Genomic DNA, 26,169 nt, shown 5'->3' with positions numbered 1-26,169 from the left:
TGGCGTTGGAAGGGCAGAGTGCATAAAAGTGCTGAGCGCCCAAATGCTCCTATCGGAAAAGTGCAAAGTGAACACCTCCTGAGCACACCTCGTTCGTAGTGTGAGTGCAATCACTCGGCGGGATGCTTGGATGCGCTCTCCGAGTGGAGGCTTGGATGAGCTGCTCCGAGGTGCATTCCTTGATATCCGGACGGTTCTCCGTGCACAGAAGCGCTACGTGCACTTCTTATCCTGTCCAAAATATCGGAGGTCAAGACATGTCCAATATCGACCCACTCATTTCAGAGCCATGGCCCGGGACGGTGAGTCCACCGCGCTCCATGGCCGTCGGGCACGCGTTCCGCGACATGCCTTTCGGGTCTGTCCACGTCAAGATATGCGCGGTCCTCTTCTTCGCCTTCGCAATCGAAGCCTGGGAAATGCTCATGCTCACCTACGTTGCTGGTGATCTGGCTACTAGCCTGCAGGTCGGTATGACGGAGGTGGGAATCGCCATCTCGGCGCTCTTCCTGGGCATGATCCCCGGGTCATTGGTTTGGGGGCCCATCTCTGACCGGATCGGCCGGAAAGCCACGTGTGCGTGGAGCTTCGCCGGTTATGGTGTCTTCACGCTCCTGAGTTGCTTCGCACCGAACTTTGAGACCCTCTCGGTGGCTCGCTTCCTCTCCGGGGTTTTGTTCAGCGGCGTGTTCACTGTGACTTTTCCCTATTTTGAAGAACTGCTCCCGGTTAAGGTCCGCGGAAAGGCCACGGTCTATCTTGCTGCAGGGTGGCCGATTGGCATCCTGGCCGCCCTCGGCACCGCCGCTCTGATCGGAGGGCACGGCTGGCGTTGGGTCATTGCTGTCAGTGCACTTGCCAGCCTATGGGGCATCGTTCTGTACAAGGTCGTCCCGGAATCCCCGTACTGGCTCGCCAGGAGGGGCCGGAACGAAGACGCTCACGACGTCCTGGACCTTCTGGGAGCACGGGGCATCTCCCGTGGCACCATTTTCACCGTGTCGGATGGCAAGAAACAGTCCATCTGGAGCCTCTTCAAGCGGAAGATGGGCCGGATTACGGTCATTCAAGTCCTCATCAACTTCACCTTCTCTTGGGGCTACTGGGGACTTCAATCGTGGATGCCAACATTGCTTGAAGGGCGAGGACTGAGCGCCTCATCAAGCTTTTCCTTCATCGCCCTGAGCGCGGTCCTCATGATCCCCGGATACATGACGGCCTCCTACCTGACCGGACGATTCGGCCGCAAATGGATCTTCACGATCTACGTCCTCGCCGCGGCAGCCGGCGGTTTCTTCTTCGGGACAGCCTCAACCGAGACCGAGATGTATATCGGCATGTTCTCCCTGGCCTTCTTCGCCCTTGGCGCCTGGGGGGTCTGGGACACGTGGATGGGCGAGCTTTATCCCTCGGCCCTTCGTGGCTCAGGTTACGGGTTCGGGATTTTCGGCCAGCGCGTCGCAAATACGGTCGCCCCGAGTCTTGTCGGGTTCCTCCTGGCCTCCGCCGCGGGCGCTACCTCGACAATCCTGTTTATCAACATGTTCTTGTTTGCCACGGTCATCCTCGGCCTGTTCTTGCCCGAAACCGAAGGAAGTGAATTGGAATGATTACCCCCACCGACAGCCTCGACGCCATCTCGGAGACTACCCGAATCCTGTGGATCAACCCGCTCTACACCGATGCGTACAACCGTACGATGGCGGAGTCCTTCCGCCAGATCGTCCGCCCCGGCACCGAAGTTGATGTCGTCTCCCTTGATGGAGAGGGCCCCTCACATGTCGAATACAACGCTTTCGAGGCACTTATGCTTCCACGGCTGTTGCGCACGGTGCGCTGGGCGGAAGAAGCAGGCTACGACGCCGCCGTCATCGGGTGCTTTTACGACCCGGCGTTGCGGGCGGCACGCGAAATCACCGATCGCATGGTGGTTGTAGGCCCGGCGCACTCGGCGCTGAGCATCGCCGGGAGTCTGGGCGAGCGATTCTCAATCCTCGTCGGTCGAAAAAAGTGGATTCCTGAGATGGCCGAGAACGTCCACCGTTGTGGCGCATCAGAGCGTCTTGCCTCATGGCGCGTGCTCGAGATGGGCGTCGATGACTTCCAGGCGGACCCCGCGCTTACGGAAAGGCGGATCATGACCGAAGCCCGCAAGGCCGTGGAACAGGACGGCGCGGACGTCGTCATCCTCGGCTGCACGGCCGAATTCGGCTTCTTCCGAACGGTCCAAGAGGAAATTGGCGTCCCCGTGATCGACGCGACTGTGGCCCCGCTCAAACACGCCGAGCAACTCGTCGACTCCGTCCGTCGGTTCGGTTGGACCCACAGCAAGCGCGTCGGCTACGACGGGCCCACGGTCCAAGAACGCGAGCGGTACTTCCCGGCTCTTGAGCCAAAGCACATGGTGTCAATGACTTCGGTGTCCGCGTAATTCATATCACCCGTACCTCGCTTGCCTTGACGTCCTTGGTCGAGGCAAGCGGGGAACCCTCGCGGCTCACCAGCAATGCGTCGACGAGCACCGCATCCTGCCCCTGACCCCGGCGTCACGAACGCCGGCCAACCCAATCGAATTCAAACGTGGCATACAGCACCACGCATCAACGGAGGTACGGCAATGTCCAGACTGTCCCTATGTATCAACCCCATCAAGCCCAACCTTTCGGTGGTCCAGAAATGAGCAGGTCGGAATCCGCAGTTGTCTTCCGTGAGATAGGCGGACCTGAAGTCCTGGCCGTCGAAGCTGCTTCTCCACGTAAAGTCTCCGAAAACGATGTCCGCATCAACGTCGCAGCATTCGCACTCAACCGGGCAGATCTCATGTTCATCCACGGGGAGCACTACACCATCCCGGTGTTCCCCTCGCGCATTGGTTCCGAGGCAGTGGGAACCGTCACCGAGATCGGCGAGAACGTCACCACCTTCAACATTGGCGACCGGGTAACGAGCATTCCCTTCTTCACCACAACCGACGGCGTGCAGGGAACAACGGCCGTCCTACCGGCAGACTACCTAACCCACGCTCCATCGGAACTTTCGGATGCCGAGGCCTGCTCTGTTTGGATGCAGTACCTCACTTCTTACTTCGCATTCGCCGAAGTAGCCAATCTCGGACCCAAGGACACAGTGCTCGTCACGGCTGCTGCCAGTTCGGCCGGGCTGGGCGCAATCGAGATCGCACGCGCACTCGGGGCCAAGGTGGTCGCTACTACACGGTCGGAGACGAAGCGATCGCTCCTCCTCGAGGCGGGCGCAAACGAAGTAGCCCTCGTGGGAACCGACGACCTCGGCGAGGTCATCAACCGGACCACCGATGGCAAAGGCGTACGGGTCGCTTTCGATCCTGTCGGAGGTGAGTCCCTCGGCACCTACGTCGATCACCTGGCACCCAATGCCGTCATTTTCGGCTACGGAACGCTGAGCGATCTGCAGCCCGTCATCCCTATGGCCGCAATGTGCAGGACGCAATCGGTTTTCCACCCGTACTCAATGTTCAACCACGTCGGACGGGCCGATGAGCGGCAGCGAGGCGTCGACTTCATCCTTGAGCGGATTAGCTCCGGCGCCCTGCGGCCCAGAGTCGACAGGGTGTTTGCTTTCGACCAAGTGCTTGACGCCTACCGCTACATGGAGTCGAACGAACAGTCAGGCAAGATTGTCGTCGAAGTAGCTTAGCCCTGCCACGCCTGGATCCGGGTCCGGGTCCGTAGAACAGGACACGGACCCGGGTCGGACTCAGGCATGGACCCCGGCGGCATGCACTTCTGACACAACTCATGGGAGTCATTTCTGGTTTTCCATGGGGTCTTCGGAGGTCGTTTCCTCGGGCATGGATCGTCTCAGAACTTTGGCGATGAGGTGGACGGACAGTAGCTCGGAGGGGACATCCAGCGGGACGCCGAGTTCCCGTGCCCGGTTAAGGCGGGCCTGCAAGGTGTTCCGGTGCAGGTTAAGGGATTTCGCAGCGAGGCTGACTGAACCGCGATGATCGAGGAAGGCGGCCACCGACGTAATGATCACATCGCGGTCAGGGGAGGCCATCAGCCGTGGGAGTGCCAGTTCGGCCACCAGTGCGACTGCGTCCACGTCCACGAAGGTCGTGGCCGCGACCACCCCGAGGCTCGCGAAGCTTAGAACCGTACCGGGCCCCGCTGACCGGGCGGATTCAGCAGCCAGCCGGGCCTCACGCACAATCAACGCCAGCGCCGGGACATCCTCCTGCCATCGGGACAATCCCGCCACCAGACCAAGCTCGGCAAGAGCTGGCCCCAGACGTGTCCTGATGCGGGTTTCGAGCTGAGTCGAGGCATCCTGATCCCCGGCCGGAACGAGCGTCAGCCAACCGCCTTGAACCTCGGCCAAGGGACTTCGTACTGCGACCTTCCGCCAGAGCAGGCGCAACACGGCCGTCAGCTCGGGCCGATGCTCTTGCACCGGCGCGCTGCGGAACCACAGAGACATGTAGGGCTCCCCTTCGCGCCAGCCCAACTGGTTCAGCAGATGCCGGTGTTTTTCCTCGAACTCCTCGCCTGACGCATCAGGGTCCTGATCCAACGCGGCGATGGCCGCTGTGGGAACAGCCCGAGCGGTGCTGAGTAGGTCCTCCGACAGCCAGGCAGCCTTCACTGCAGGGGTTGCCACCTCAAGGATTGAGCCCACCAACCGCAGGTTGTGGACGCCGGAAGTGGGCACGCGGGCCGTGAGAGTGAAGCGGACGGCGCTATTGGCCCCATCGACTTCCACGGTGATGACTTCATCAGTCTCCCGCGGAGGCATTCCGGCGGAAGTCACCACCACGCCGTCGTACTCCAGCAAAACTCCTGCCCCGTCCAGTTCCCCGGAAATGGTCTTGAGAACATCTCCCAGGGTGGTGTCCTTTGCGATAGTCCGGGCGACCCGGGCCAGTTCCGCATCGACCACCGACAGGGCCGCTCCGATCTCGGCCGCCAATGCCAAGGCAAGCGCTGCAGGGTCCCCGTCAGCGACCAGCACGGTGATTCCCAACCGCTCCGCCAGTCCGACCGCCGCGCTGGCATAGGCGCTGCCGGCCACGACGACGGCGCTGGCCCGCCGCTCCCACGCGTGTCGCAGTGCCGCGGACACCAGCCAGCCCCCTGATCCCATCTCCGTGGAGAGTACTACCACAGTGTTTGGCCGCACCTGCCGGATCGCCTCGAGCTGGGAGACGAGAACAACGCTTTCTATCACCCCGCTGGCTGGGGCGAGATATAGCGGCGTGGTGCCGCGGAGGGAGCCGTGCGCCAACAGCCCGGCGACATCGAGCCGGGTTTCGTTTTGCGATCTACGCATGTCGCCGCCTTGGGTGCCCAATCGGAATGCCGAAGGCCTTTGGCTCGGTGAGATCAAGCCCCGCCTCCGTGTACCACTGCTCCGCTGCCTTGATCTTCACGATGTCCATGACGTCGCCCACCTGGACGTCGTCGATGTTGACCACCGTGCCGTGCTCAGAATTGAGCAGCGTGACCATGTCCGGTACGGCTGCTGTTATCGCACCATCCACCAGGACCAGCAGGATCTCATTCTGAATTTCAAGACGGATGATGCGTCCGGTGGTTTCGTCGTCGAGCGTCAAGCTGGACGGCTGCGCCGGCAGGCCGAGGTCCGCAGGCCGGGAGAGGCTTTCGATGTGGCTCACGCGGGCTCTGGCGATGCGCGTGGCGCCGAGCAACTCGGTGAGCAACAGCAGCTTTCTCTTAACCGGGGTGCTCGCGTCGAGGATTTGACCGATCCGGATCATCCGGCTGATGGAGCCGTGGACACCATGCTCCTTCAGCTGTTGTGCGGAACACGGGTACATGGCGGTGGCTGCCCAGCCGCCGAGTTCAGTCACCAGTGCACGCACCAGCGTTTCGGCCCGCTGCGGGTTTTCGACCTCAACCACCGCCCGCTCCCCGGTTACTCCCATCAGCGCGATAGGGCCGATCGCGACGTTTCCAACGTTCAGCGTTGTTTGGCTGATCAAGGGGAAAACGCGTCCCATGGGATCGGAATCGATGACGGGCAGCGAGGACTGCAGCCCAACCATGAGGGGGACGATTCCGTTGATATTGGCGGCGGCGAGCGAATAGATCGCCCGCACCGACCGGCCGAGATTGGCCTCGATGGCGCGGATGCAGCCGAGGAACTCATCGCCCACGGGAGGCATGTCGGCGATGAAAAGGCCCTGCGTTACCATTCCGACCGCCACCACCAGATCGTCGGGGGCAAGCTCGTCGACGGTAATGAGCTCCAATGACCGGTCCTCCATCGCCCGCTCGATCATTTCTGCGTAGACGTAGATGGCCGTCGGGTCTATGGTGCAGGCCAGGAAGTGGGCCCCGGTGCGGAGGTTCCGGACGTCTTCGATCGTGAGTACGGTGCTCATGGGGTGGCGCCCCGCGCCGCTATGGGCAGCACATGTTCCTCGTTGGCAGACGTTTCTCCTGCCGCTTGGACCCGGATTCGAACGATTCCGGGGTTGCCGTAAGGCATGGCATAGACGTTCGATTCAATGATCTGGGTTTGCCCCGGGCTGGCACCCAACTGGACCGCCGCTGAATGGGCGTCCTCTACGGCGAGGTTCTGTACGCGTTGCAGGTCAGCCCGGCCACTGACAGTCTCGAGCCTGTCGATCCACGCCGTCAACGGCGCCGCGGCTGATCCTACCAGTGCGGCGTCCTGCGCCGCCGGCAGAGTGGGCACCAGCCCGAAAGGCAGCGCAGTCTCCTGCCACTCGCGGAGGTCGGCAATCACGGAGGGGATGTCTGTGCGAACGGGATGATGGACGGTGTATGGCTCGAGAATGGCGGCATTGCTGGCGAGGCCTGCGCCAAAACCTTGGCGGATGAGGCTTCTGGCGGCAGGCAGGCCTCCGCGGGTGTGGCCCACCGTGGCCCCGGACTCCATGCAGAGAATAACTTCCCCCTCGGGGATGCCCGCCAACGTGGCCGCGCCAAGGATTCCCATCGCGGGCTCGGCGCGCAACCCGTGCACAGGCGCCAAGGCCAGCCGCGACAGAGGTGCGCGACCGCCGTCGTTCTTTGCAAACGACAAGAGGGCGTCCGGGAACTGGCGCCGGCCTGCCTCCTCAAGCATGGCAGCCAACTCTTCCCCCGTCTCCATCAGGGCACTGTTGAGGATGGCCGTGTAGTCGCGGTTCCGGAAAACGCTGGAATAGAAGTCACTGGAAATACTGATCCGCATATCTCGGTCATTGCTGAGGGTGGCATCGGCTATACGCGTTTCATGGTCCTTTGACGCCGTGGAGCCGACGGCGGTGATCGCCACGTTCCGTACGTCGGTGGAGAGGATGCCGGGAAGATCGGCCAGGAACCCCTCCAGGTCCAACCGGGCCAGGGGACGTCCCCGCAAGTCGTGGCCCCCGGCAACGTGCACGATCCGGGTCACAGCCGGCTCAACAAGGGGTGGCAGCACGGTCGCGTGGAAGGCGTCCGCGGGGGGACGGGGAGAAATGCGGATGGCGACGACGTCGGCCAGTTTCCGCTCCCCCAGAACCCGTCCGACGTCGGCGGTGAGCTCCGTGATGGCCGACCCGAACTCCCGGCGGAGTCCGGACAACGACGAGTCCAATGCTTCCGACAAGCTACCGGCGTGCACCTCAGTGGCGGCGGAAACTACGCTCCGCCCGTCCAAGACAACGGTCCGGCAGCTCGTTCCCTGCAGCCGTAACCCTACTCTCATTGTTCAGCTTCCTGTCTGGTGCCTATAGCCGTCGCAGCCCGCGACTGGGACGGGGCACACAACTTCGCCGGCCACCGGCACCGCGTAGAACGGGTACTCAGCTCCTACGAAGATATCGTCAATGGCCCGGAGATCGAAGGGGTCTGCAACCACGCATCGCTTTCACGAGCCGGCGCCGGCTTGTCGATGCTCCTTACCACGTCGGCGAGAAGTTGATCCGTGTGACGCCAGCCATCCGACCGCTGCGGCCGAACCCGGAAGCACAGCGGCAGGTCGCGCGGAGCACCATCCGGGACCTCGATGTGCTGTCCTTCAGCGTCCTGTCGGTAGACGATATCCGGCCGCCACGGGCCAGCCAGGTCCACCCGCTCGATCCCGGACGACAGCAGCGTCCTTCGGCGACGGTGGTGGGCCCTTCACCCGAAACAATCCACGGTCGTCAGTTCGCTGCTGAGGGATCGGATCCTCACCTCCGAACCGGTCACCGTGCGTTCACGGATATGGAGCGTCAGCCGTATACGGATCGGGACATCCGGGGTGCCGTAGATAGCCTCTCCGTTCGTTGCCAACCACGACCCGACGGCCTCGAGTAGAACCGGACGTTGGCCTCCCCGGGCCAATTGTTTCCGCGTGGGTCAGCGGCTTCCGGGAGCGGCATCGCCGTTCTCATCCGTGGTGCCGGCGTCGCCGCCCGCACTATCGAGGGTTCCGGCTTCCGCGGCCAGACGCGCCTCCTCCACCTGCGCACGGTACCGGACCCGCCGGATGCGGCGAACCATATCCACGATCAGGAACGTGGAAAGGATCACGACGAAGGCGGTGAGGACGAAACCCCAGGTGCCGGGGGTCACCTGGTCCTCGGACAGGCCAGGCCGCAGCGTCCCGGTGGGGTCGGGCGACGGGCTGACGGTCAGGGCGAGGATCAAGTGGTGCACGTTCAAACCTTCTATGGGAGCTGATGCGTGTCGGCTGGCCTCAGCGCGGGCCGGGCAGCCGGATGGCGGGCAGCCAACTTCTACAAACGATAGAAACTGATGGCAATACTTATCTTATCCCCGCGAAGAGATCCTTTTCGGGCAAGTCCGTAGAGACCGTGGACTTGATCAGCGTGTAGTCCTCCCAAGGCCACGCTGTCCGCTGCAATTCAGGAGAAACAGCGAAGAAGAAGCCCATGGGATCGATCTGTGTCCGGTGCGCCCGGAGAGCGTCATCGCGTGCCTCGAAGAAGTCGCCGCAGTCCACCTGCGTGGTGGTCTGGTGTGCCGGAGCAGGAGGAGTGTGGCCCTCGGCGTCTGCTTCAAGCCACGCTGCGAGCCGTTCAGCATAGGGCGACTGCAGCCCGGCCTCTTCCAACGCAAAGTGCAGTGCACGGAAACGTTCGGGGCTGAAGGCGCGGTCGTAGTAGAGCTTGCTGGGCGCCCACGGCTCCCCTGTTCCCAGGTAGCGCGCGGCGTCGCCCGCTGCCTCAAACGCCTCCACGGCAACCTTGTGGGCCATGATGTGGTCCGGGTGCGGGTAGCCGCCGTTTTCGTCATAGCTGATGATGACGTGCGGCTTGAAGTCCCGGACCAGGCGGACCAGCGGAGCCGTGGCGCGTTCCAACGGCTGCAAGGCAAAGCATCCCGGCGGAAGCGGTGGAAGGGGATCGCCCTCGGGCAGGCCCGAGTCCACAAAACCAAGCCAGCGCTGCCGAATGCCAAGCACGGCAGCCGCATTGGCCATTTCCAGCCGGCGGGCACCTGCCATGTCGCGCTTGGGGTGCGGAGCGTCAACCATGCCAGGGTTCTGGATATCCCCCCTGGATCCATCAGTGCAGGTAGCGACCATGACGTCTACTCCCGCGGCGGCATACATCGCCATGGTCGCTGCACCCTTGCTGGATTCATCGTCCGGATGAGCGTGGACGGCGAGCAGCCGCAGCTGCTGCTCGGAACTGCTGGACGCTGTCACTTGACGGCTCCTCTTTCATGGATGGTGCAAAATCAGGACTGTGCAGGAGGCGCCGGGATCCGCACTAAACTGGATAGGTGACTTCAGAGGACCTATCGGCCAACGAACTACCGGCAAGCAACAGCCTAGCCAATCGCTACGGTGGTAAAAAGCGCGGCTTGACCCGTACATCGAAGCGGAACATCGTCATCGTGGCCCTGGTCCTCGGAATTGTGTTCGCAGCATGGGTGGCAACGTCCTCTGCACAAGCCCCGGTGACCTTCAAAGACATCGGCTACAGCACTGTGGATGGCACGCAAGCCGAGGTGGATTACCAGGTCACCAAGTACCCGGGAGCCACGGCCAAATGCGCCGTAAAGGCCATGGATTCCAAGTTCGCGGTGGTGGGCTGGAAAGTGGTTGAGATCGGCCCCAATGAGCCCAAGGACAGTGCAGATGGCGGCAACACAACAGCCCAACGCACCGTGCTGAGAACCGAGTCGCCCGCCGTAGCCGGGGTGGTGGACAATTGCTGGATCGTGGACAGCGGGAAATAACAATCGTGTGACCCACAACTCAACCAGTTTGGGTTCGTCCAGAGGATTTACTACAATGGATGAAACCTTCACCCCGTTAAGTTGGTTACTGAGTTTCACGAGTGGCCACCTCGGCGGGGTCTTTGCTTTGTCAGATCAAAAGGAGAAATCCGTGTCTACCACCAACAGCGCCACAGCAGCTTGGCTTACCCAGGAAGCTTTCGACCGCTTGAAGGCTGAGCTGGACCACCTTTCCGGCGCTGGCCGGGCGGAAATCGTCCAGAAGATCGAAGCCGCCCGCCAGGAAGGCGACCTCAAGGAAAACGGCGGATACCACGCAGCCAAGGAAGAGCAGGGCAAGATTGAAGCCCGCATCCGTCAGCTCACCGCGCTCCTGCGCGATGCCCAGGTTGGCGAAGCTCCTGCCGATGACGGAATCGTAGAGCCCGGCATGTTGGTTGTTGCCCGCATCGCCGGGGACGAAGAGACGTTCCTGCTCGGCTCCCGCGAGATCGCCGGTGACTCCGACCTCGATGTCTTCAGCGAGAAGTCTCCGCTGGGTGCCGCCATCATCGGCCACAAGGAGGGCGACAAGCTCAGCTACACCGCCCCCAACGGCAAGGAAATTCCGGTGGAGATCGTTTCCGCCAAGCCGTACGTCGCCTAAGCAGCACGAAAAAGCCCGACGCCGGTCCACCCCTTTGCAGGGTGGGCCGGCGTTTTTCGTGCTTGCCTCAGATGATGGTCCGGGGTTTCGGACGCAACAGGATGGCCGCGATAATCCCTCCAATGGCCCCGCCCAAGTGGGCCTGCCACGAAATAAAGCCCATGACGGTTGGCAGCACCCCAAAGAGGATGCTGCCGTATGCCATGAAGAGGACCACGGACAGAAGAATCTGCCACCAGCTCCTGTTGAAGAAACCCCTGACCAGCAGGAACGCGAAGAATCCGAACACCAGCCCGGATGCCCCCACAGTCACTCCTCCCCCACCAATAAGCCACACCGTCAGGCCCGAACCCAGCCAGCTGAAGGCCAGTGCTGTGAGGAACACCCTGATGCCTGCCAGGAAAACCAGGAAGCCGAAGATGATGAGGGGCAGGGTGTTGGACAGCAAATGGTTGAGGTTCGCATGGAGCAGTGGAAACGTCAGGATGTCCAGGACGCCATCCAGGCTCCGTGACCGCAGCCCAAAAGTAGCGTTGAGGCCATGCCTCATCAGCGTGTTCAGGAACTCGATGACGTACAGCAGGATCACGAAGCCGCCCATGAACAGCAGGCCGCCCTTGGCTCGGCCCGCGAGTGTCTCCTTGGCCTCGGCCTTGGATCCGTCAGGCGTTTCGAGCACCATATCTGCGGCTCCCGTCAGTGCACCACGATCGGCTGGAAGCCTTCGGCCCTCAACGCGCCGAGGACCTGCTCGCCGTGTTCGTGGCCCTTCGTTTCCAGGTTGATGGTGATGGAGACATCGCCCATGCTGATGGAACCACCCAGGCGTGTGTGGTCCAGGCCCGTGACGTTGGCGTCGTTTTCGGCAATGATGCGGGCGATCGTCGCCAGTGAGCCCGGACGGTCGTCCAGCATCATTCGAACCGTCATGAACCGGCCCGCGGCCGAGAGGCCACGTTGGATGACCTTGAGCATCAGCATCGGATCGATGTTGCCGCCGGAAAGCACGACGGCGGTGTTCCCCGGGTTTTCGATTTTGCCATCCATCAGCGCGGCTACTCCCACCGCGCCTGCCGGCTCCACGACCATCTTGGCCCGTTCCAGCAGGAAGATCAGGGCCCGGGCAAGGGAATCCTCGCTCACAGTCACGACATCGTCCACGAGCTCGCGGATGATGCTGAAAGGAAGCTGCCCTGGCCGGCCTACGGCAATGCCATCAGCCATGGTCGAAACCTTTTTGAGCGGTACCAGGGCGTCCGCAGCGAGGGACGGAGGATAGGCGGCCGCATTTTCCGCCTGCACCCCGATGACCCGGATCTCGCGTCCGAGCTCTTTGGCCTTGGCCTTGATGGCCACTGCGACGCCTGCAAGCAGACCGCCGCCGCCGACGCCCATGAGAATGGTGTCCACGTTGGGGATCTGCTCCAGGATCTCCAGCCCGATGGTGCCCTGGCCGGCGACGACGTCCACGTTGTCAAAGGGGTGCACAAACACTGCGCCCGTTTCGTTGGCGTAGCGCTGGGCTTCGGCCAATGCCTCGTCCACGTTGTGGCCGTGAAGGATGACTTCGGCACCATGGCTGCGTGTTGCTGCAAGCTTGGGAAGCGCGACACCGAGCGGCATATAAATGCGCGCGTTGATGCCAAGGCTCTTTGCGGCTACGGCTACGCCTTGTGCGTGGTTGCCTGCAGAGGCAGCTACCACGCCGCGCTTCTTCTCGGCCTCATTCAGGCGCGCCATCCGCACGTACGCACCGCGGACTTTGAATGATCCCGCCCGCTGCAGGTTCTCGCATTTAAAGAAGACATTGCCGCCCACGAGGCTGCCCAGCGCACGGGACGACTCCACCGGAGTCTTGGTAATAATGCCCTCGAGCAACTCCTGCGCCTTGAGGACATCGTCCAGCGTGACGGGCAGGGTATCGAGGGTATTCACTGACTATTCTCCTTTGTTGGTGTCAACTGCAGGCTCCTGGACGGAGGTGTTATCTGCGGCCTTGGTCTTGCCGGCAGCGCTGCTGCCGCTGCGGGATCCGGCTCCCGGAAGGTGGACTTCCTTGAAGTTGGAGTCGCCATCAGTTTCCGACGATGCGGCTCCAGGCTGCAGCTCGGCCGCGCCTAATCCTTCATCATGTTCCCACGTCCGGCCGGCAATGTAGCGAACCGCCGTGTTTACTACGGCGAGCAGTGGCACTGCGAAGAGCGCTCCGGGAATGCCCGCGAGATAGGATCCGGCAGCTACCGAAAGGATCACGGCCACCGGATGCAGGGCCACAGCCTTACCCATGACCAGCGGCTGCAGGATATGGCTTTCAAGCTGCTGGACAAGCAGGACGATGGCCAGCATGATCAGGGCGTTCACGGGTCCGTTCGCCACGAGGGCCAGCAGGACGGCAATGACACCGGTGACCAGCGCACCCACCACCGGAATGAACGAGCCGATGAACACCAGGACCGCCAGAGGGAGCGCGAGGGGGACCTGGATGATGGCCGCACCAACGCCGATGCCCACGGCGTCGACAAAGGCAACGAACATCTGGATCCGTACGTAGCTGACCATGGACGTCCAGCCACGGCGTCCGGCACCATCGGCGGCCCTGCGTGCTCTCTTGGGCAGAAGCCGGACCAGGAAGCCCCAGATCCGGCTGCCTTCCAACAGGAAGAAGATCAGGATAAAGAGGGCAAGGACCAAGCCGGCCGCGAAGTGACCGGCGGTGCTGCCAAAGGACAGGGCGCCGCTGAGGATGGTGCTGCTGTTGTTCTGCAGGGCGGTGACGGCGTCAGAGACGTACTGGTCAATCTGATCAGCCGTCAGGTGCAGGGGCCCGGCTGCCAGCCAGTCCTGGATCTGCTGGATGCCTGTCAGGGCCTCCGTCCATAGCTCGCCGAATCCTGAGGCAAGCTGCCTGCCTACCAGCGCAAGGGCACCTCCAATGACCCCGATGAAAGCCAACACCGTGATTGCCACGGCCGCGCCGTTGGGCACATTCCGGTTGCGCAGCCAGACCACCACAGGGTAGAGGAGTCCGGCCAGGAGGGCGGCGACCATGACCGGAATGATGAGGAAACTGACCTTGCCCAGCAGCCATACCAACGCACCGATCATCAGTAGGATCAGGCCCATCCGCCACGACCACGCGGCCGCAATGCGCACCCCATAGGGAATGTCTTGGGCAATTTGTTGGTCAGAACGTGATTTGGCGTCCGGTGTTGGCGTCATGAACCCATAATTCCGCAGGCCGCCCCGTATGGGAAACCGGCCCGCCGCGCACATGGCCTAGACGGAGGCGGTAATCCCCCACGTCATGGTCAACGTCTCCCCCGGCGCAAGCCAACGCAGACCATCCCCGCTGTTAAAGGCGTTGGCTGGACCGGTCATGGGCTCAATGGCGACTACTTTTGATCGCCCGGGGAAGGTGTCAGTGACGAACACGTGGACGTACTGGCAGTTCTGGTCCTGCTCGAGTGACACGCTGCGTCCATCCGGCGCGGTCAGCGTATGGCGGGCCACACCGCCGTCGAACGTCAGATTCGTCAAGGCGACGTCAATGTCCAAGCCGCCCACCGCCCGACCGCCAGAAAGGTCAAAGTCGCCCTCCACCTCAGCCGTGCTGCGGGGAATCAAGCGCTCGTCCGCTACCAGGCGGGTGGCTGCCTTGACGGTCAGGACCAAATCCTCGGCGGCTACCTCGCCCAGCCGAAGGTAGGGGTGGGCGCCCAGGACGACGGGAGCATCGTCCTGGGAATCGTTGACCATAGTCTGGGAGACACGAAGGTCCAGGTCTTCGTCCAGCTCATACCGAACGATGTGCCGGACAAGGAAAGGGTAGCCGTGCTGGGGGAAGACGGTTGCTTCCAGTGTCACTGAGAACTCAGACTCGTCCACCAGGGTGTAGCCCGCGTTCCGGAGGAGTCCGTGGCTGGCGTTGTTGCGTGAGACCTCGGTGATATCGAGCTGCTGTTTCTTGCCGTTGAGGTACCAGGCGCCATCCTCCACCCGGTTGGCCCACGGGGCGAGCGTGATACCCGTGGCGCCTGGCGGAATCTCGGCGTCACCGTAACTCTCGGTCAGTTGGACGCCTCCGCGGGAGTACAGCCGAAGACCTGCAGCGAGCTCGGTCACGACGGCGAGCGCATCGTCCCGCCGAAGCTCGAATTGGCGGCCGGTGGCGAAGCGGCGGGGTGCTGCTTCGGCCGGGCTTTGGGCGGCTGGCAAGGATGCAGGGGGCGGGGAGGCAGACATGGCAATACCGTACTGCATGCATGCCTTTCCCCAAGTAGCCAATGTTAGCTTTTGTTTGAAACTATGCGTTTTTGATTGCTTTGTGGGATGATGGACCCATGAGCCGTATGACCAGCACCCGCCTCGCCGACAACCGTGAGTTGATCTACTTTGACGACCCCGGAACTCCTGAGCGCACCCCGGCCTCACTGGTGGATCACCGCGAGCTTCCGGCAAGGGGCGAGCCCGGCGAGGTCAGGTACGACGCCCTGTCCGGCGAATGGGTAGCAGTGGCCGCCCATCGCCAAAGCCGCACCCACCTCCCCCCGGCCCACCAATGCCCCATTTGCCCTACCACTGCCGATAACCCATCCGAGATCCCCGCGCCGGATTACGACGTCGTGGTTTTCGAAAACCGGTTCCCCTCGCTGGGACCGGCACTGGGCGACATTCCGGAGATCCCAGGTCATGGATTCGCCGGCCACGGCGTCACCGGACCTGCCTACGGCCGCTGCGAAGTTGTGGCCTTCACGCCGCAGCACACAGGGTCCTTCGCCGAATTGGGAGAGACCCGCGCCCGCACCGTCATCGAGGCCTGGGCACAGCGCACAGAAGCACTCAGCGCCCTGCCCGGCATCAAGCAGGTCTTCCCGTTCGAGAACCGCGGCGCCGATATCGGAGTCACCCTGCACCACCCCCACGGCCAGATTTACGCGTATCCCTACGTCACGCCCCGGGCCGCCGCCTTGGGCACGGTAGCCCGCAAATACTACGACGACGTCGACGCGAAAGAAACGCTGGGTGCGTCCCTCCTCAAGGCAGAACGCGAGGATGGCAGCCGTATGGTTCTCGAAGCCGAGCACTTCAGCGCCTACGTGCCCTTCGCCGCCCGCTGGCCCCTGGAAATCCATCTGGTCCCCCACCGCAGCGTCCCCGACCTCGCGGCCCTGACGGGCGAAGAACGCGACGAGCTCTCCCACGTCTACCTGGACCTGCTGAAGCGGCTTGATGCCCTCTACCCCACCCCCATGCCGTACATTTCGGCCTGGCACCAGGCACCACTGGACCCGGTCCTGCGCCCGGCCGGCCAGTTGCACCTCCAGCTGACCTCACCACGCCGCGCTGCCGATAAGCTCAAGTACCTCGCAGGCTCTGAAGCAGCCATGGGCGCGTTCATCAATGACACCACCCCGGAAGCCGTGGCCGAGCGACTCCGCGACCTCGCGGCAGCCACCAACACCACACGTTTGGCCGACACCCTGGAAGGCACCCGAGCATGACCACCACCACTGACACCAGCGTGCTTTCTGCCCGCTTCCAGGAAACCTTTGGTTCAGTTCCCGACGGCGTGTGGCAGGCACCGGGACGCGTCAACCTGATCGGCGAACACACGGATTACAATGAGGGCTTCGTACTTCCCTTTGCCATTGATAAGACGGCCAAGGTGGCAATTCGCCTCCGTGAGGACTCCACCGTGCGGTTGTTGTCCTTGTTTGGCGGTCACGGCTTGGTAGAGGCGGAGCTTTCCGGCCTGGAACCAGGATCCGGCGAAGGCTGGTCACGCTATCCACTGGGCGTTGCCTGGGCCTTGAAAGAGCGTGGTATCGACGTTCCCGGTTTTGACCTCCTGCTCGATTCGGACGTTCCGCTGGGTGCCGGGCTCTCGTCCTCCCACGCGATCGAATGTGCCGTTATTTCCGCCCTCAACGACCTCACCGGGGCAGGTTTAGGCGCGGAGGATCTGGTGCTCGCCACCCAGCGCGCTGAGAACGTGTTCGTCGGCGCCCCCACCGGCATCATGGACCAGTCAGCTTCACTGCGCGGAGCCAAGGGTCATGCCGTGTTCCTGGATTGCCGGGACCAGCACGTTGACCTGGTCCCCTTCGATGCCGAGGCATGGGGCCTGGTCCTGTTGGTCATCGACACAAAGGTGTCGCATTCACATGCCGACGGCGGTTACGCCTCCAGGCGCGCTTCCTGCGAGTTGGGTGCCGAAATTCTCGGCGTCAAAGCACTGCGCGACGTCGGCGTGGATTCCTTGGAGGAAGCTGCTGGCCTACTGGATGAGACAACCCTTCGCAGGGTCCGGCACGTGGTCACCGAAAACGACCGAGTACTCCAGACCGTGGAAATCCTCAACAGCGAAGGCCCGGCCAGAATTGGCCCACTGTTGGACGCCAGCCACGTGTCCATGCGCGACGACTTCGAGATCTCCTGCCCCGAGCTCGACCTCGCCGTCGAGACAGCCAGGGCCAACGGCGCGATCGGAGCCCGCATGACCGGGGGCGGTTTCGGCGGCTCTGCCATCGCCCTGACTCCGGTCGGCCAAGAGCAACAGGTGCGTGACGCCGTCGTGCGTGCGTTCGCTGAAGCCGCTTTCACTGCACCGGACATCTTTACCGTGACTCCAGCTGCAGGTGCCCTTCGCTTGGCCTGAACTCTCAGGCTTACGCCCGTCTTCCTTCCAGATGCCGGGCGTAAGCTGGGGCCATGACTGAGGCTGTCATCGTTTCCACTGCCAGAAGTCCAATCGGGCGGGCCTTCAAAGGCTCCCTCAAGGACGAACGCCCCGACGACCTTGCCACCGCCATGGTGCAGGCCGCACTCGCGAAAGTTCCGGGTTTCGATCCTGCCGCCGAAGATGGAGGCGGCCTTGATGACATCCTGCTGGGATGCGCCGAACCCAGTGGCGAAGCGGGCTCCAACATGGCCCGCGTCGTCGCTGTCCTTGCAGGCCTGGACCGCGTTCCGGCGGCGACCATCAACCGGTTCTGCGCTTCCAGCCTCCAGACTCTTCGTATGGCATTCCACGCCATCAAAGCCGGTGAAGCAAACGCGATCATCTCAGCCGGCGTCGAAAGTGTCTCGAGATACCAGAATTGGGCAGGGGCCGGACAGACCGACGCCGGCAACCACAACCCGCTCTTCGAATCAGCAGGCCAGCGGTCAGCCGCCCGGGCGGCGTCGAACATTCCCTGGACGGATCCGCGGCTTGGCGGGCGACTTCCCGATGTCTATATCGCCATGGGCCAGACAGCCGAGAATGTTGCCACAAGTTACGGAATCGGCCGGGCGGAGCAGGACGAGTGGGGCGTGCTGAGTCAGAATCGCGCCGAAGCGGCCATCGCCTCGGGTTTCTACGCCCGCGAAATCACGCCGTACACGCGCAAGGACGGCACCCTGGTTGAGCGGGATGACTCCCCGAGGGCAGGAGTGACCTTGGAAGCTGTATCCGCCCTGGAACCCGTTTTCCGGCCCCAAGGTACAGTGACCGCGGGCAATGCGTGCCCACTGAACGATGGCGCCGCCGCCGTCCTGGTCATGAGTGACTCCCGTGCGCGGGAGCTTGGACTACAACCGCTGGCGCGCGTTGTCTCCACCGCCGTTTCCGCCCTTTCCCCCGAACTCATGGGCATGGGGCCAGTTGAGTCAACGCGGCGGGCGTTGGCGCTGGCAGGACTGACGATTGACGACATCGACCTCGTGGAGCTCAACGAAGCCTTTGCGGTCCAAGTGGTTGCCAGCGCCCGTGAACTGGGCATCGACCCACAGAAGCTCAACGTCCACGGCGGCGCGATTGCCCTGGGGCACCCCTTTGGCATGACCGGAGCGCGCATGACCACCACGCTCCTCAATGGCCTGAAGGAACGCGACGGAACCCTTGGCCTGGCCACGTTGTGCGTGGGAGGCGGCCAAGGAATGGCTGTTGTTTTCGAACGCCTGAGTTGAGGCCTGATTGGGGCCGCGCCCACTGCTTAAACCAAGCCTGTCGTTTAAAGAAAAATGCCCCCGAAGTAATTCGGGGGCATTTTCCTGAACTCGGGCGGACTTAGTCGTCGCCGCGCAAAATCGCCAGAAGCCGAATGATTTCGACGTAGAGCCAAACCAGGGTGACGGTCAGGCCGAAGGCAGCGATCCACGAGTAGCGCTCAGGGGCGCCGGCACGGACGCCTTCTTCGATGCTGGTGAAGTCCATGATGAGCGAGAAGGCTGCCAGGCCAATCGCCAGGATGCCAATGAAGACACCCAGCGGGATGCCTGCAATCGTGATACTCGTGCGCAGGCCGAACGGTTCCTGGACCGCACCAGTCCACATCATGACGAGGTTGATCAGCGCAAAGACCGCGTAGCCGATGGTGGCGATCATGAAGAAGCGCACCATCTTGGGCGTTGCGCGGACCTTACCGCTCTTGAAGAGCATCAGCGTAACGCCGAAGACGGCCAGAGTGCCGATGACCGCTTGGAGGCCGACGCCGGGGAACATTCCGTCAAGAATCCGGGTCAGGCCACCGAGGAAGAGTCCTTCAAGGCCCGCATACGCCAGAATGAGTGCCGGAGAAGGCTGCTTCTTGAAGGTATTGACCAGTGCCAGGACGAAACCGCCCAGTGCACCGACGATCATGAGCATGGTGGACAGGGCCGGAGCTACAAAGAGCGTGATGCCGGCGCCGACGACCAGGGCAACGAGGCAGGCGACGGTCTTCATGATGACGTCGTCGTAGGTCATCCGCCCGGTGTCGGCGGGTCCTGCTGCAGGCTGGTTGTACATCTGCTGCAGTTGTTCGTTGGTCATGTTCTGCTGCGAGGCGGACCAAGCGGACTGCGCGTCGAGGACCTGTCCAGGCGCGCGGCCAGGTGCCTGGTTAAACTGCTGGCCGTACGGGTTGGAATACGGATTTTGCGGAACAGGCGGTGCCTGTTTGGCTCCACGGAAATTCTTTCCGTTGAAGATAGGGTTTCCGCCAAGTGCCATTGCGGGTGTCCTCCTGAAAAGGGCTGAGTGATAATTCACGGTACCAATTACCACGCGCCCAGGGGACAGAAAGTTCCCTTGTTCACCCAGACGAAACTCAACCGTGACACGAATGTGGGAGATTGCTTGTTGCCTATAGCTTCACAGTTGTTATCCGATCGCTATCTTCTGACCTCTATGCGGTGCATTTTTTAGCCGCACTGAGCGGTAACATAGGCCACACATGGGTGACTTAGATCACAATCGAGGCAGCTAGGCAAGAACTGTTCACAAGCCCCATGACCGTTCGCACCGGCTGCAATGGCGCAGCCGGGACCACCCCCACTGTGGAGGTTTCCATTTTGAGAAGCACACTGCGCGACCCGTCCATGAGACGGTCCAAGGGACTGCAGAGAGCCGTGGGGGCGTTCTTCGCAGCCCTCATTGCCACCCTGTTGATCGCCGCCCCCTCGGCGGAGGCTACCACCCCCTCGCCTTCGCCATCCCCAACGAATTTCCAGAACAATATCAGCGGCTTCCTCCGCGACGATGCCCGCGCCCCCATACCGGGTGTGAAGATCAAGGCCTCGGGCAACGGATTTGAAGGGGAAGCCACCTCCGGAGCAAACGGCGCCTGGAGCATAGGTGTCCCCGTGCAGGGCACGTACAGAGTTGAGCTTGATACCTCCACCTTGCCGGAGGGCATCAAGCTGGCCGATGGCCAGGAGAATCCGCGCGATGTCACGTTCAACCAGACGTCCAACCTGTCGGTGATCTTCGCTTTCGGCAAGGGCATCGTCGTCCAGCAACAGGACTTCGGCCAAAACCTCCTCAACCGCTTGGTTGCGGGACTGAGCTTCGGCCTGCTGCTGGCACTTGCCGCCGTGGGCTTGTCCCTCATCTTCGGCACCACAGGCCTCACCAACTTCGCCCACGGTGAGATGGTGACCTTGGGCGCTGTCCTGGTCTTCATGTTCAACGGATTTGGCTTGCCGTTCTGGCTGGCCATCCTGCTGTCGCTGATCGGCGGCGGACTCTTCGGGTATGTCCAGGATGCCGGACTCTGGCGGCCCCTGCGGCGGCGCGGCTCGGGCCTGGTGCCCATGATGATTGTCAGCATCGGCCTTGCCCTGGCTATCCGCTACGTCATCCAGTTCTTCTTCGGCGGCGCCACCCAACAGCTGCCCGGAGCCCAAAGCGCAGAGGTCCAGATCGGGCCCATCTCCATCTCTCCGAACAACCTCTGGTCCCTGTTGATCAGTGCCGTGGTGATTGCCCTGATCGGCATCGTCCTGCTGAAGACCCGTCTCGGTAAAGCAACCCGCGCGGTGGCAGACAATCCTGCTTTGGCGGCTGCTTCGGGCATCGACGTCGACTCCGTTATCCGGCTGGTATGGATTGTTGGCGGCGTCCTCGCTTCCCTCGGTGGCATCCTGTGGGCCTACTACCGGCCCGGGGTGACCTTCGACATGGGCTCGCAAATCCTGCTGCTCATCTTCGCCGGCGTGACGCTCGGTGGTCTGGGAACCGTCTTCGGTGCCCTGATCGGTTCTATCGTCGTCGGTATCTTCGTGGAGCTGACCACTGTCTTTGGCCTCCCCGCCGACCTCAAGTACGTTGGCGCTTTGTTCATCATGATTGTTGTTCTTCTGTTCCGACCGCAGGGTATCCTCGGCCGGCGTGAGCGTGTGGGTTAGGAGCGGGCCATGGACTTCGGATTTATTCTTTCCAGCGCCCTTGGCGAATTGTTCAGCCCGACGACGGCGGCCTACGCACTTGCTGCTTTGGGCCTCGCCGTCCACTTCGGCTACTCCGGCCTGTTGAACTTCGGCCAGGCCGGATTCATGGCAGTGGGAGCCTACGGTTTCGCCATCTCCACGCTGACCTTCAAGACCCCGTTCTTCATCGGCCTGCTGATCGCGGTCCTGTGTTCGGTGATCTTCGCCTTCATCCTGGGTATTCCGACACTCCGCTTGAGGGCGGACTACCTCGCTATCGTCACGATCGCAGCAGCGGAAATCGTGCGTTACGTCGTCACTACCAACCAGCTCACCAGCGTTACGGGTTCGGCAAACGGCCTGGCCGCGTTCGAGGGTGGTTTCTATTCCATGAACCCCTTCCCCGAGGGGTCATACATGGGCATGAACAACCGTGACTTCTTCATCCGCGTTGTCGGGTGGGGCCTGGTCATCATCTGCTGCCTGCTGGTCTGGCTGCTGATGCGCAGCCCTTGGGGCCGCGTCCTGAAGGGCATCCGTGAAGACGAGAACGCCGTGCGGTCGCTCGGCAAGAATGTGTACTCCTACAAGATGCAGGCCCTCATCATTGGCGGCATCCTGGGTGCACTTGCAGGCATGATCTTCACCCTCCCCCGCGGCGCTGTCCAACCCTCCAACTACGGCACAGAGCTCACGTTCTTCCTCTGGACCTGTCTCCTGCTCGGTGGCATGGCAACCGTCCTGGGCCCGGTGATCGGAGCCATGATCTTCTGGGTAGTGCTCTCGCTGACGCAGAGCCTGCTTTATGGGCTCATCGAATCCGGAGTCATCACCTGGCTGACCACCGTTCAGGCCGGCCAGCTGCGCTACATCCTGGTTGGTGTGGCACTGATGCTCCTGATGATCTTCCGCCCGCAAGGCGTCTTCGGCAATAAGAAGGAGCTTGCTTTCGCATGAGTGAGACCAACGAACCAAACAGCAACAACCCAATCAATCCGGCTGGCCCGTCCAACACAGGCAGCACCGGCAGTTCTGTCTACGGCGCCATCCCGTCCGACGAGGCAGGCATCGACTACATGACCGATTCGCGTCCCATTGCGGTCGGGGAAAACACCCCGGGCTGCAAGAAGCGCGATCCGATCGTCGTAGCCGAAAACGTCACCCGTTCCTTCGGTGGCATCAACGCCGTGGACGTGGAATACCTGGAGATCCCCCGACACAAGATCACGGCATTGATCGGGCCAAACGGTGCCGGCAAGACAACCCTGTTCAACCTGCTCACCGGCTTCGACACGCCAAACACGGGCAAGTGGCAGTTCGAAGGAAACAGCATTGCCGGTGTCTCGTCCTACAAAGTGGCGCGCATGGGCATGGTGCGGACATTCCAGCTGACTAAGGTCATGGGCAAGCTGACAGTCATGGAAAACATGCGGCTTGGTGCCGCCGACCAGCCGGGCGAGCGTCTCTCCAAGGCCCTGTTCAAGGGCATCTGGGGTGGCCGCGAGAAGGAGATCACGGCACAGGCGCACGTGCTCTTGGAGAAGTTCAAGCTGGACGCCAAGAAGGATGACTACGCCGCTTCCCTCTCCGGCGGCCAGCGCAAGCTCCTGGAGATGGCACGTTCCCTCATGGTCCGGCCCAAGCTGGTCATGCTCGACGAGCCCATGGCCGGTGTGAACCCTGCACTGACCCAGTCCCTCCTGGACCACATCAAGAACCTCAAGGCTGAAGGCATGACAGTCCTGTTCGTGGAGCACGACATGAACATGGTGCGCCACATCGCAGACTGGGTGGTCGTCATGGCAGAAGGAAAGATCGTGGCCGAAGGTCCTCCCGGGGAAGTCATGAAGAACCCTGCCGTGATCGATGCTTACCTTGGAGCACACCACGACGTCGACCTCGGCGACGCAGAAGGCATCAAGGAACTCGAGGCAGAACTTGAGGCTGACGAAGAGTCGGTGGTGGGAACAGAAGACGCAGGCATCCTGTCCGAGATCGTAGAAACCAAGGAGGACGGGAAATGAGCAGCACCAGCGCAATGCCCGCCTCAGCGGATGCCCCGGCAAGCGATTCAGTCGTCAAAGTCACCAACCTGGTGGCGGGCTACATTCCTGGCGTCAATATCCTCAACGGTTGCTCCATCGAGGCCCGCAAGGGTGAATTGATCGGAATTATCGGTCCCAACGGCGCCGGTAAGTCCACCCTGCTGAAGGCGATGTTCGGCCTGGTCAAGGTCCACTCCGGAACCGTGGTGGTCAGGGGTCAGGATCTCACCGGTTTGAAGGCCAATAAGCTTGTCACCCAGGGCGTTGGCTTTGTCCCCCAGACCAACAACGTCTTCGCCACCCTCACCATCGAAGAAAACCTCCAGATGGGCATGTTCCAGCGGCCCAAGGCGTTCGCCGAGCGCTTCGACTTCGTTGCCAGCCTCTTCCCTGAACTGGCCAAGCGACGTGCCCAGCGAGCAGGTTCCCTCTCGGGCGGTGAACGCCAGATGGTAGCCATGGGGCGGGCACTCATGATGGACCCCGCGGTGCTCCTGCTCGATGAGCCATCGGCGGGTCTCTCCCCCGTCAAGCAGGACGAGACGTTCCTTCGGGTCCACGAGATCAACCGCGCCGGCGTCTCGGTCATCATGGTGGAACAGAACGCCCGCCGTTGCCTGCAGATCTGCGACCGCGGCTATGTCTTGGACCAAGGGAAGGACGCCTACACGGGCACTGGACGCGAGCTCATGAAGGACCCCAAGGTTATCCAGCTGTACCTCGGAACCCTGGCCGACGAGGTCTAGAAGCCGCATCACGCACGCTCGGAGGGCCTTGGGTATACCCAAGGCCCTCCGTCGTTTTCCGGCAACCCGTTGCCAGGCCCACTCCGCGCCCCAAACCCAGCCCCAGACACGCACACCAGGCCCCACAAAACACCCACGTAAAACAAGAACAGGTCCCCTTCCTGGAGAGGAAGGGGACCTGTTCTGTTTGCGGTCTAGTCAGGATTTGGCTTAGAGCTTGCCGAACTCTTCACGGACCGGCTTGTAGGTGTTGTTGTCCTGGTATTCGTAGATACCGATGTAAGCCTCGGTGGGGTCACCGGCGTCGGAGAACGTTACCGGACCCGACTGGCCGTCATAGTCGATATCCTTGCCCTGGCGAAGCAGGGTCACGCAGGAGGCGAAGTCGGTGCACTTCTCGCCGCCTTCAGAGACGTCCTTCAGCTTGGCTGCAATGTCAGTGCCCTTGGTGCTCTTGGCCGCTTCGGAGGCCAGCGAGATCAGGTTTACGGCGTCGTAGGACTCGCCTGCGTAGCTGTAATCCTTCAGGGCCGGATCGATGGCGAGGAGCTTCTGCTTGAAGGCGTCCTTGGCGAACGTACCGGGGATGGTTCCCTGTGCGCCCTTCAAGGTGCCGGCCTGGAAGTCCTTGCTGTAGTCCGAGGTGTTGCCATCAACCATGAACAGCTGCGTGGGCTTGATTCCCTTGCCGGTGATCAGTGGGACGATGCTCTTTGCCTGGTCGAAGGTGATCAGTGCGATGGCGTCGGGCTTGGCGGCAATGACCTTGTCCACCTGGCTGCTGAACTGCGAGTCACCTTCGTTGAAGAGCTCCTCGGCAACAACCTTGCCGCCAGCGGCCTCGAAGGCCTCCTTGACGTTCTTCTGCAGGCCGGTGCCGTAGGCGTCGTTGAGGACGATCATGCCAACAGTCTGGGCGCCACAGGTAGCCATGTAGTTGCCCAGGACCTTGCCCTGCAGGACGTCAGAGGGGGCGGTACGCCAGTACAGGCCCTTGTCGTCCCAGGTGGTGAAGTCAGGGGACGTGTTCGCAGGTGAGAACTGGATGACTCCAGCGCCGGTGATCTGGTTGATGACCGTCTTGGAAACACCGGACGAGGCTGCACCAATAATTGCGCTTACGCCCTGGCCCAGCAGGGCGGTGGTGGACTGGGTTGCGATGTCGGTCTTGGTATCACCGGAGTCACGGTGCACCACCGAAACCGGAGCACCCAGGACGCCACCAGCATCGTTGACTTCCTTGATACCGAGGTTGACGCCAGCAATTTCGGGTGGGCCGAGGAACGCGAGCGACCCCGTCGTCGGCAGCAGCGATCCAAGTTTCAGAGGAGTGGCGGTAGTGGTGGTCGAGGGAGGTACGGGTCCCGTGTTGGTAGCAGCCTGGCTGTTGCCGGCTCCCGCCCCTGCACTCGGAGCCGGGCAGGAGATGCCTGCGGCGGCGGCGGAACTGGACCCGGTCTGGCTCGGCGTGGAGGACCCACCACAAGCTGTGGCCAGGAGGGCAACCCCAATGCCAAGCGCTGTAAGCTTGGCGGCTCGGGGCGCCGCTTGGGAAAGATCAAACATTCGTTGTCTCCTCGATCGAAAGGTGCGAACTGCCTTTGATGCGATAACTCAGGTGTTCCTGATTAAGACTCAAACTAGTGCAATTGATCCGGGAAGATAAGTGATTCAGGTCACATCCCTATAACACTCGTTGCCTGTGGGGAATCTACGAGCCTGCTGGGAAAAGTCCCTGAAGGATAGCCGACAAATGGAAGGGGAGGAATCCTCCTCCCCTTCCATCCTTGTGCCCCAGGTGGGACTCGAACCCACAACACGCGGATTTTAAGTCCGCTGCCTCTGCCAATTGGGCTACTGGGGCGCCCGCACCA

The 26,169-nt window shown here is 62.2% G+C and carries 24 protein-coding genes and 1 tRNA gene; 13 read left to right on the top strand and 12 right to left on the bottom strand.

Going from position 1 to position 26,169, the window contains the following annotated elements; all coding sequences use genetic code 11:
- Nucleotides 1-257 precede the first annotated feature (257 nt).
- From KSW38_RS10785 to KSW38_RS10775, 3 genes are all read left to right on the top strand, one after another.
- A complete protein-coding gene (locus KSW38_RS10785; protein WP_223948375.1) occupies nucleotides 258-1,610 on the top strand; it encodes an MFS transporter in 1,353 nt (450 codons plus the stop codon).
- Entirely contained in the window at nucleotides 1,607-2,431 is an 825-nt protein-coding gene (locus KSW38_RS10780; protein ID WP_223948374.1) for an aspartate/glutamate racemase family protein, read from the top strand. The genes KSW38_RS10785 and KSW38_RS10780 overlap by 4 nt, the downstream gene beginning before the upstream one ends.
- Nucleotides 2,432-2,676: 245 nt before the next feature.
- Nucleotides 2,677-3,675, top strand: coding sequence for a zinc-dependent alcohol dehydrogenase family protein (locus KSW38_RS10775; RefSeq protein ID WP_216924920.1), 999 nt, complete (start codon nucleotides 2,677-2,679; stop codon nucleotides 3,673-3,675).
- Nucleotides 3,676-3,783: 108 nt separating this feature from the next.
- Here the strand turns inward: KSW38_RS10775 and KSW38_RS10770 are convergent, their stop codons facing one another.
- Genes KSW38_RS10770 through KSW38_RS10760 form a run of 3 tightly spaced genes read right to left on the bottom strand, consistent with a single transcriptional unit; the run spans nucleotide 3,784 to nucleotide 7,602 of the window.
- Nucleotides 3,784-5,310, bottom strand: coding sequence for a PucR family transcriptional regulator (locus KSW38_RS10770; RefSeq protein ID WP_223948372.1), 1,527 nt, complete (start codon nucleotides 5,308-5,310; stop codon nucleotides 3,784-3,786).
- A complete protein-coding gene (locus KSW38_RS10765) occupies nucleotides 5,303-6,385 on the bottom strand; it encodes a DUF917 domain-containing protein (RefSeq protein ID WP_216924919.1) in 1,083 nt (360 codons plus the stop codon). The genes KSW38_RS10770 and KSW38_RS10765 overlap by 8 nt, the downstream gene beginning before the upstream one ends.
- A complete protein-coding gene (locus KSW38_RS10760) occupies nucleotides 6,382-7,602 on the bottom strand; it encodes a methylhydantoinase (RefSeq protein WP_254186333.1) in 1,221 nt (406 codons plus the stop codon). The genes KSW38_RS10765 and KSW38_RS10760 overlap by 4 nt, the downstream gene beginning before the upstream one ends.
- Nucleotides 7,603-7,922: 320 nt before the next feature.
- Here KSW38_RS10760 and KSW38_RS10755 point away from each other — a divergent pair, with 320 nt between their 5' ends.
- Nucleotides 7,923-8,294, top strand: a complete 372-nt coding sequence (locus tag KSW38_RS10755) for a hypothetical protein (protein WP_216924917.1) — start codon at nucleotides 7,923-7,925, stop codon at nucleotides 8,292-8,294.
- Nucleotides 8,295-8,336: 42 nt separating this feature from the next.
- Here the strand turns inward: KSW38_RS10755 and KSW38_RS10750 are convergent, their stop codons facing one another.
- Nucleotides 8,337-8,636: a hypothetical protein gene (locus KSW38_RS10750; protein ID WP_216924916.1), complete on the bottom strand. Its 300-nt coding sequence runs from the start codon at nucleotides 8,634-8,636 to the stop codon at nucleotides 8,337-8,339.
- Between the two features lie 109 nt (nucleotides 8,637-8,745).
- Nucleotides 8,746-9,651: a mycothiol conjugate amidase Mca gene (gene mca, locus KSW38_RS10745; RefSeq protein WP_216924915.1), complete on the bottom strand. Its 906-nt coding sequence runs from the start codon at nucleotides 9,649-9,651 to the stop codon at nucleotides 8,746-8,748.
- Between the two features lie 77 nt (nucleotides 9,652-9,728).
- Between mca and KSW38_RS10740 the strand changes: the two genes are divergently transcribed.
- Entirely contained in the window at nucleotides 9,729-10,187 is a 459-nt protein-coding gene (locus tag KSW38_RS10740) for a DUF4307 domain-containing protein (RefSeq protein ID WP_216924914.1), read from the top strand.
- 151 nt (nucleotides 10,188-10,338) lie between these two features.
- Nucleotides 10,339-10,833, top strand: a complete 495-nt coding sequence (gene greA / locus KSW38_RS10735; protein WP_216924913.1) for a transcription elongation factor GreA — start codon at nucleotides 10,339-10,341, stop codon at nucleotides 10,831-10,833.
- A gap of 67 nt (nucleotides 10,834-10,900) precedes the next feature.
- Here greA and KSW38_RS10730 read toward each other — a convergent pair whose 3' ends face one another.
- Genes KSW38_RS10730 through KSW38_RS10715 form a run of 4 tightly spaced genes read right to left on the bottom strand, consistent with a single transcriptional unit; the run spans nucleotide 10,901 to nucleotide 15,075 of the window.
- Complete coding sequence (locus KSW38_RS10730; RefSeq protein WP_216924912.1) at nucleotides 10,901-11,515, bottom strand: rhomboid family intramembrane serine protease; 615 nt, start codon at nucleotides 11,513-11,515, stop codon at nucleotides 10,901-10,903.
- Nucleotides 11,516-11,529: 14 nt separating this feature from the next.
- Nucleotides 11,530-12,768, bottom strand: a complete 1,239-nt coding sequence (gene ilvA / locus KSW38_RS10725) for a threonine ammonia-lyase (protein ID WP_216924911.1) — start codon at nucleotides 12,766-12,768, stop codon at nucleotides 11,530-11,532.
- Between the two features lie 3 nt (nucleotides 12,769-12,771).
- Nucleotides 12,772-14,052, bottom strand: a complete 1,281-nt coding sequence (locus tag KSW38_RS10720) for an AI-2E family transporter (RefSeq protein WP_216924910.1) — start codon at nucleotides 14,050-14,052, stop codon at nucleotides 12,772-12,774.
- Nucleotides 14,053-14,109: 57 nt separating this feature from the next.
- Nucleotides 14,110-15,075 (bottom strand): aldose 1-epimerase family protein, encoded by a 966-nt coding sequence (locus KSW38_RS10715; RefSeq protein ID WP_254186330.1) that lies wholly within the window; start codon nucleotides 15,073-15,075, stop codon nucleotides 14,110-14,112.
- Nucleotides 15,076-15,173: 98 nt separating this feature from the next.
- Here KSW38_RS10715 and galT point away from each other — a divergent pair, with 98 nt between their 5' ends.
- Genes galT through KSW38_RS10700 form a run of 3 tightly spaced genes read left to right on the top strand, consistent with a single transcriptional unit; the run spans nucleotide 15,174 to nucleotide 18,783 of the window.
- Nucleotides 15,174-16,334 carry a galactose-1-phosphate uridylyltransferase gene (galT, locus tag KSW38_RS10710; protein WP_216924908.1) on the top strand — a complete coding sequence of 387 codons (1,161 nt, stop codon included), beginning with the start codon at nucleotides 15,174-15,176 and terminating at the stop codon, nucleotides 16,332-16,334.
- Nucleotides 16,331-17,491, top strand: coding sequence for a galactokinase (galK, locus tag KSW38_RS10705; protein ID WP_216924907.1), 1,161 nt, complete (start codon nucleotides 16,331-16,333; stop codon nucleotides 17,489-17,491). Before galT ends, galK begins: the two co-directional genes overlap by 4 nt.
- Before the next feature lie 53 nt (nucleotides 17,492-17,544).
- Entirely contained in the window at nucleotides 17,545-18,783 is a 1,239-nt protein-coding gene (locus KSW38_RS10700) for an acetyl-CoA C-acetyltransferase (protein WP_216924906.1), read from the top strand.
- A gap of 100 nt (nucleotides 18,784-18,883) precedes the next feature.
- On the opposite strand, the gene KSW38_RS10695 is transcribed toward KSW38_RS10700, so the two are convergent.
- Entirely contained in the window at nucleotides 18,884-19,807 is a 924-nt protein-coding gene (locus KSW38_RS10695; RefSeq protein ID WP_216924905.1) for a Bax inhibitor-1/YccA family protein, read from the bottom strand.
- Between the two features lie 278 nt (nucleotides 19,808-20,085).
- Between KSW38_RS10695 and KSW38_RS10690 the strand changes: the two genes are divergently transcribed.
- The 4 genes from KSW38_RS10690 to KSW38_RS10675 are packed head-to-tail and all read left to right on the top strand — an operon-like array spanning nucleotide 20,086 to nucleotide 24,295.
- The gene (locus KSW38_RS10690) at nucleotides 20,086-21,483 is read left to right on the top strand and encodes a branched-chain amino acid ABC transporter permease (RefSeq protein WP_223948361.1); all 1,398 of its coding nucleotides are present in this window, start codon (nucleotides 20,086-20,088) and stop codon (nucleotides 21,481-21,483) included.
- 9 nt (nucleotides 21,484-21,492) lie between these two features.
- Nucleotides 21,493-22,461 (top strand): branched-chain amino acid ABC transporter permease, encoded by a 969-nt coding sequence (locus tag KSW38_RS10685; RefSeq protein WP_216924904.1) that lies wholly within the window; start codon nucleotides 21,493-21,495, stop codon nucleotides 22,459-22,461.
- Nucleotides 22,458-23,528: an ABC transporter ATP-binding protein gene (locus KSW38_RS10680; RefSeq protein WP_377651602.1), complete on the top strand. Its 1,071-nt coding sequence runs from the start codon at nucleotides 22,458-22,460 to the stop codon at nucleotides 23,526-23,528. Before KSW38_RS10685 ends, KSW38_RS10680 begins: the two co-directional genes overlap by 4 nt.
- Nucleotides 23,525-24,295, top strand: coding sequence for an ABC transporter ATP-binding protein (locus KSW38_RS10675; RefSeq protein ID WP_216924903.1), 771 nt, complete (start codon nucleotides 23,525-23,527; stop codon nucleotides 24,293-24,295). Before KSW38_RS10680 ends, KSW38_RS10675 begins: the two co-directional genes overlap by 4 nt.
- A 210-nt stretch (nucleotides 24,296-24,505) precedes the next feature.
- Here KSW38_RS10675 and KSW38_RS10670 read toward each other — a convergent pair whose 3' ends face one another.
- Both KSW38_RS10670 and KSW38_RS10665 read right to left on the bottom strand, forming a co-directional pair.
- The gene (locus tag KSW38_RS10670) at nucleotides 24,506-25,861 is read right to left on the bottom strand and encodes an ABC transporter substrate-binding protein (RefSeq protein WP_216924902.1); all 1,356 of its coding nucleotides are present in this window, start codon (nucleotides 25,859-25,861) and stop codon (nucleotides 24,506-24,508) included.
- Between the two features lie 224 nt (nucleotides 25,862-26,085).
- Nucleotides 26,086-26,159: transfer RNA gene (locus tag KSW38_RS10665), tRNA-Leu, on the bottom strand.
- Nucleotides 26,160-26,169 lie beyond the last annotated feature (10 nt).

Origin of the sequence: Paenarthrobacter aromaticivorans, from assembly GCF_019038615.1 — a bacterium.
Classification (GTDB): domain Bacteria; phylum Actinomycetota; class Actinomycetes; order Actinomycetales; family Micrococcaceae; genus Arthrobacter; species Arthrobacter aromaticivorans.
The sequence above is the reverse complement of the archived record's forward strand: the minus strand, read 5'-3'. Positions and strand labels throughout refer to the sequence as shown.

Coding starts and splice junctions, on each gene's coding strand:
- KSW38_RS10785 (WP_223948375.1), top strand. CDS start 258: ATGTCCAATATCGACCCACTCATTTCAGAGCCATGGCCCGGGACGGTG.
- KSW38_RS10780 (WP_223948374.1), top strand. CDS start 1,607: ATGATTACCCCCACCGACAGCCTCGACGCCATCTCGGAGACTACCCGA.
- KSW38_RS10775 (WP_216924920.1), top strand. CDS start 2,677: ATGAGCAGGTCGGAATCCGCAGTTGTCTTCCGTGAGATAGGCGGACCT.
- KSW38_RS10770 (WP_223948372.1), bottom strand. CDS start 5,310: ATGCGTAGATCGCAAAACGAAACCCGGCTCGATGTCGCCGGGCTGTTG.
- KSW38_RS10765 (WP_216924919.1), bottom strand. CDS start 6,385: ATGAGCACCGTACTCACGATCGAAGACGTCCGGAACCTCCGCACCGGG.
- KSW38_RS10730 (WP_216924912.1), bottom strand. CDS start 11,515: ATGGTGCTCGAAACGCCTGACGGATCCAAGGCCGAGGCCAAGGAGACA.
- KSW38_RS10720 (WP_216924910.1), bottom strand. CDS start 14,052: ATGACGCCAACACCGGACGCCAAATCACGTTCTGACCAACAAATTGCC.
- KSW38_RS10715 (WP_254186330.1), bottom strand. CDS start 15,075: ATGTCTGCCTCCCCGCCCCCTGCATCCTTGCCAGCCGCCCAAAGCCCG.
- galT (WP_216924908.1), top strand. CDS start 15,174: ATGAGCCGTATGACCAGCACCCGCCTCGCCGACAACCGTGAGTTGATC.
- galK (WP_216924907.1), top strand. CDS start 16,331: ATGACCACCACCACTGACACCAGCGTGCTTTCTGCCCGCTTCCAGGAA.
- KSW38_RS10700 (WP_216924906.1), top strand. CDS start 17,545: ATGACTGAGGCTGTCATCGTTTCCACTGCCAGAAGTCCAATCGGGCGG.
- KSW38_RS10695 (WP_216924905.1), bottom strand. CDS start 19,807: ATGGCACTTGGCGGAAACCCTATCTTCAACGGAAAGAATTTCCGTGGA.
- KSW38_RS10690 (WP_223948361.1), top strand. CDS start 20,086: ATGACCGTTCGCACCGGCTGCAATGGCGCAGCCGGGACCACCCCCACT.
- KSW38_RS10685 (WP_216924904.1), top strand. CDS start 21,493: ATGGACTTCGGATTTATTCTTTCCAGCGCCCTTGGCGAATTGTTCAGC.
- KSW38_RS10680 (WP_377651602.1), top strand. CDS start 22,458: ATGAGTGAGACCAACGAACCAAACAGCAACAACCCAATCAATCCGGCT.
- KSW38_RS10675 (WP_216924903.1), top strand. CDS start 23,525: ATGAGCAGCACCAGCGCAATGCCCGCCTCAGCGGATGCCCCGGCAAGC.
- KSW38_RS10670 (WP_216924902.1), bottom strand. CDS start 25,861: ATGTTTGATCTTTCCCAAGCGGCGCCCCGAGCCGCCAAGCTTACAGCG.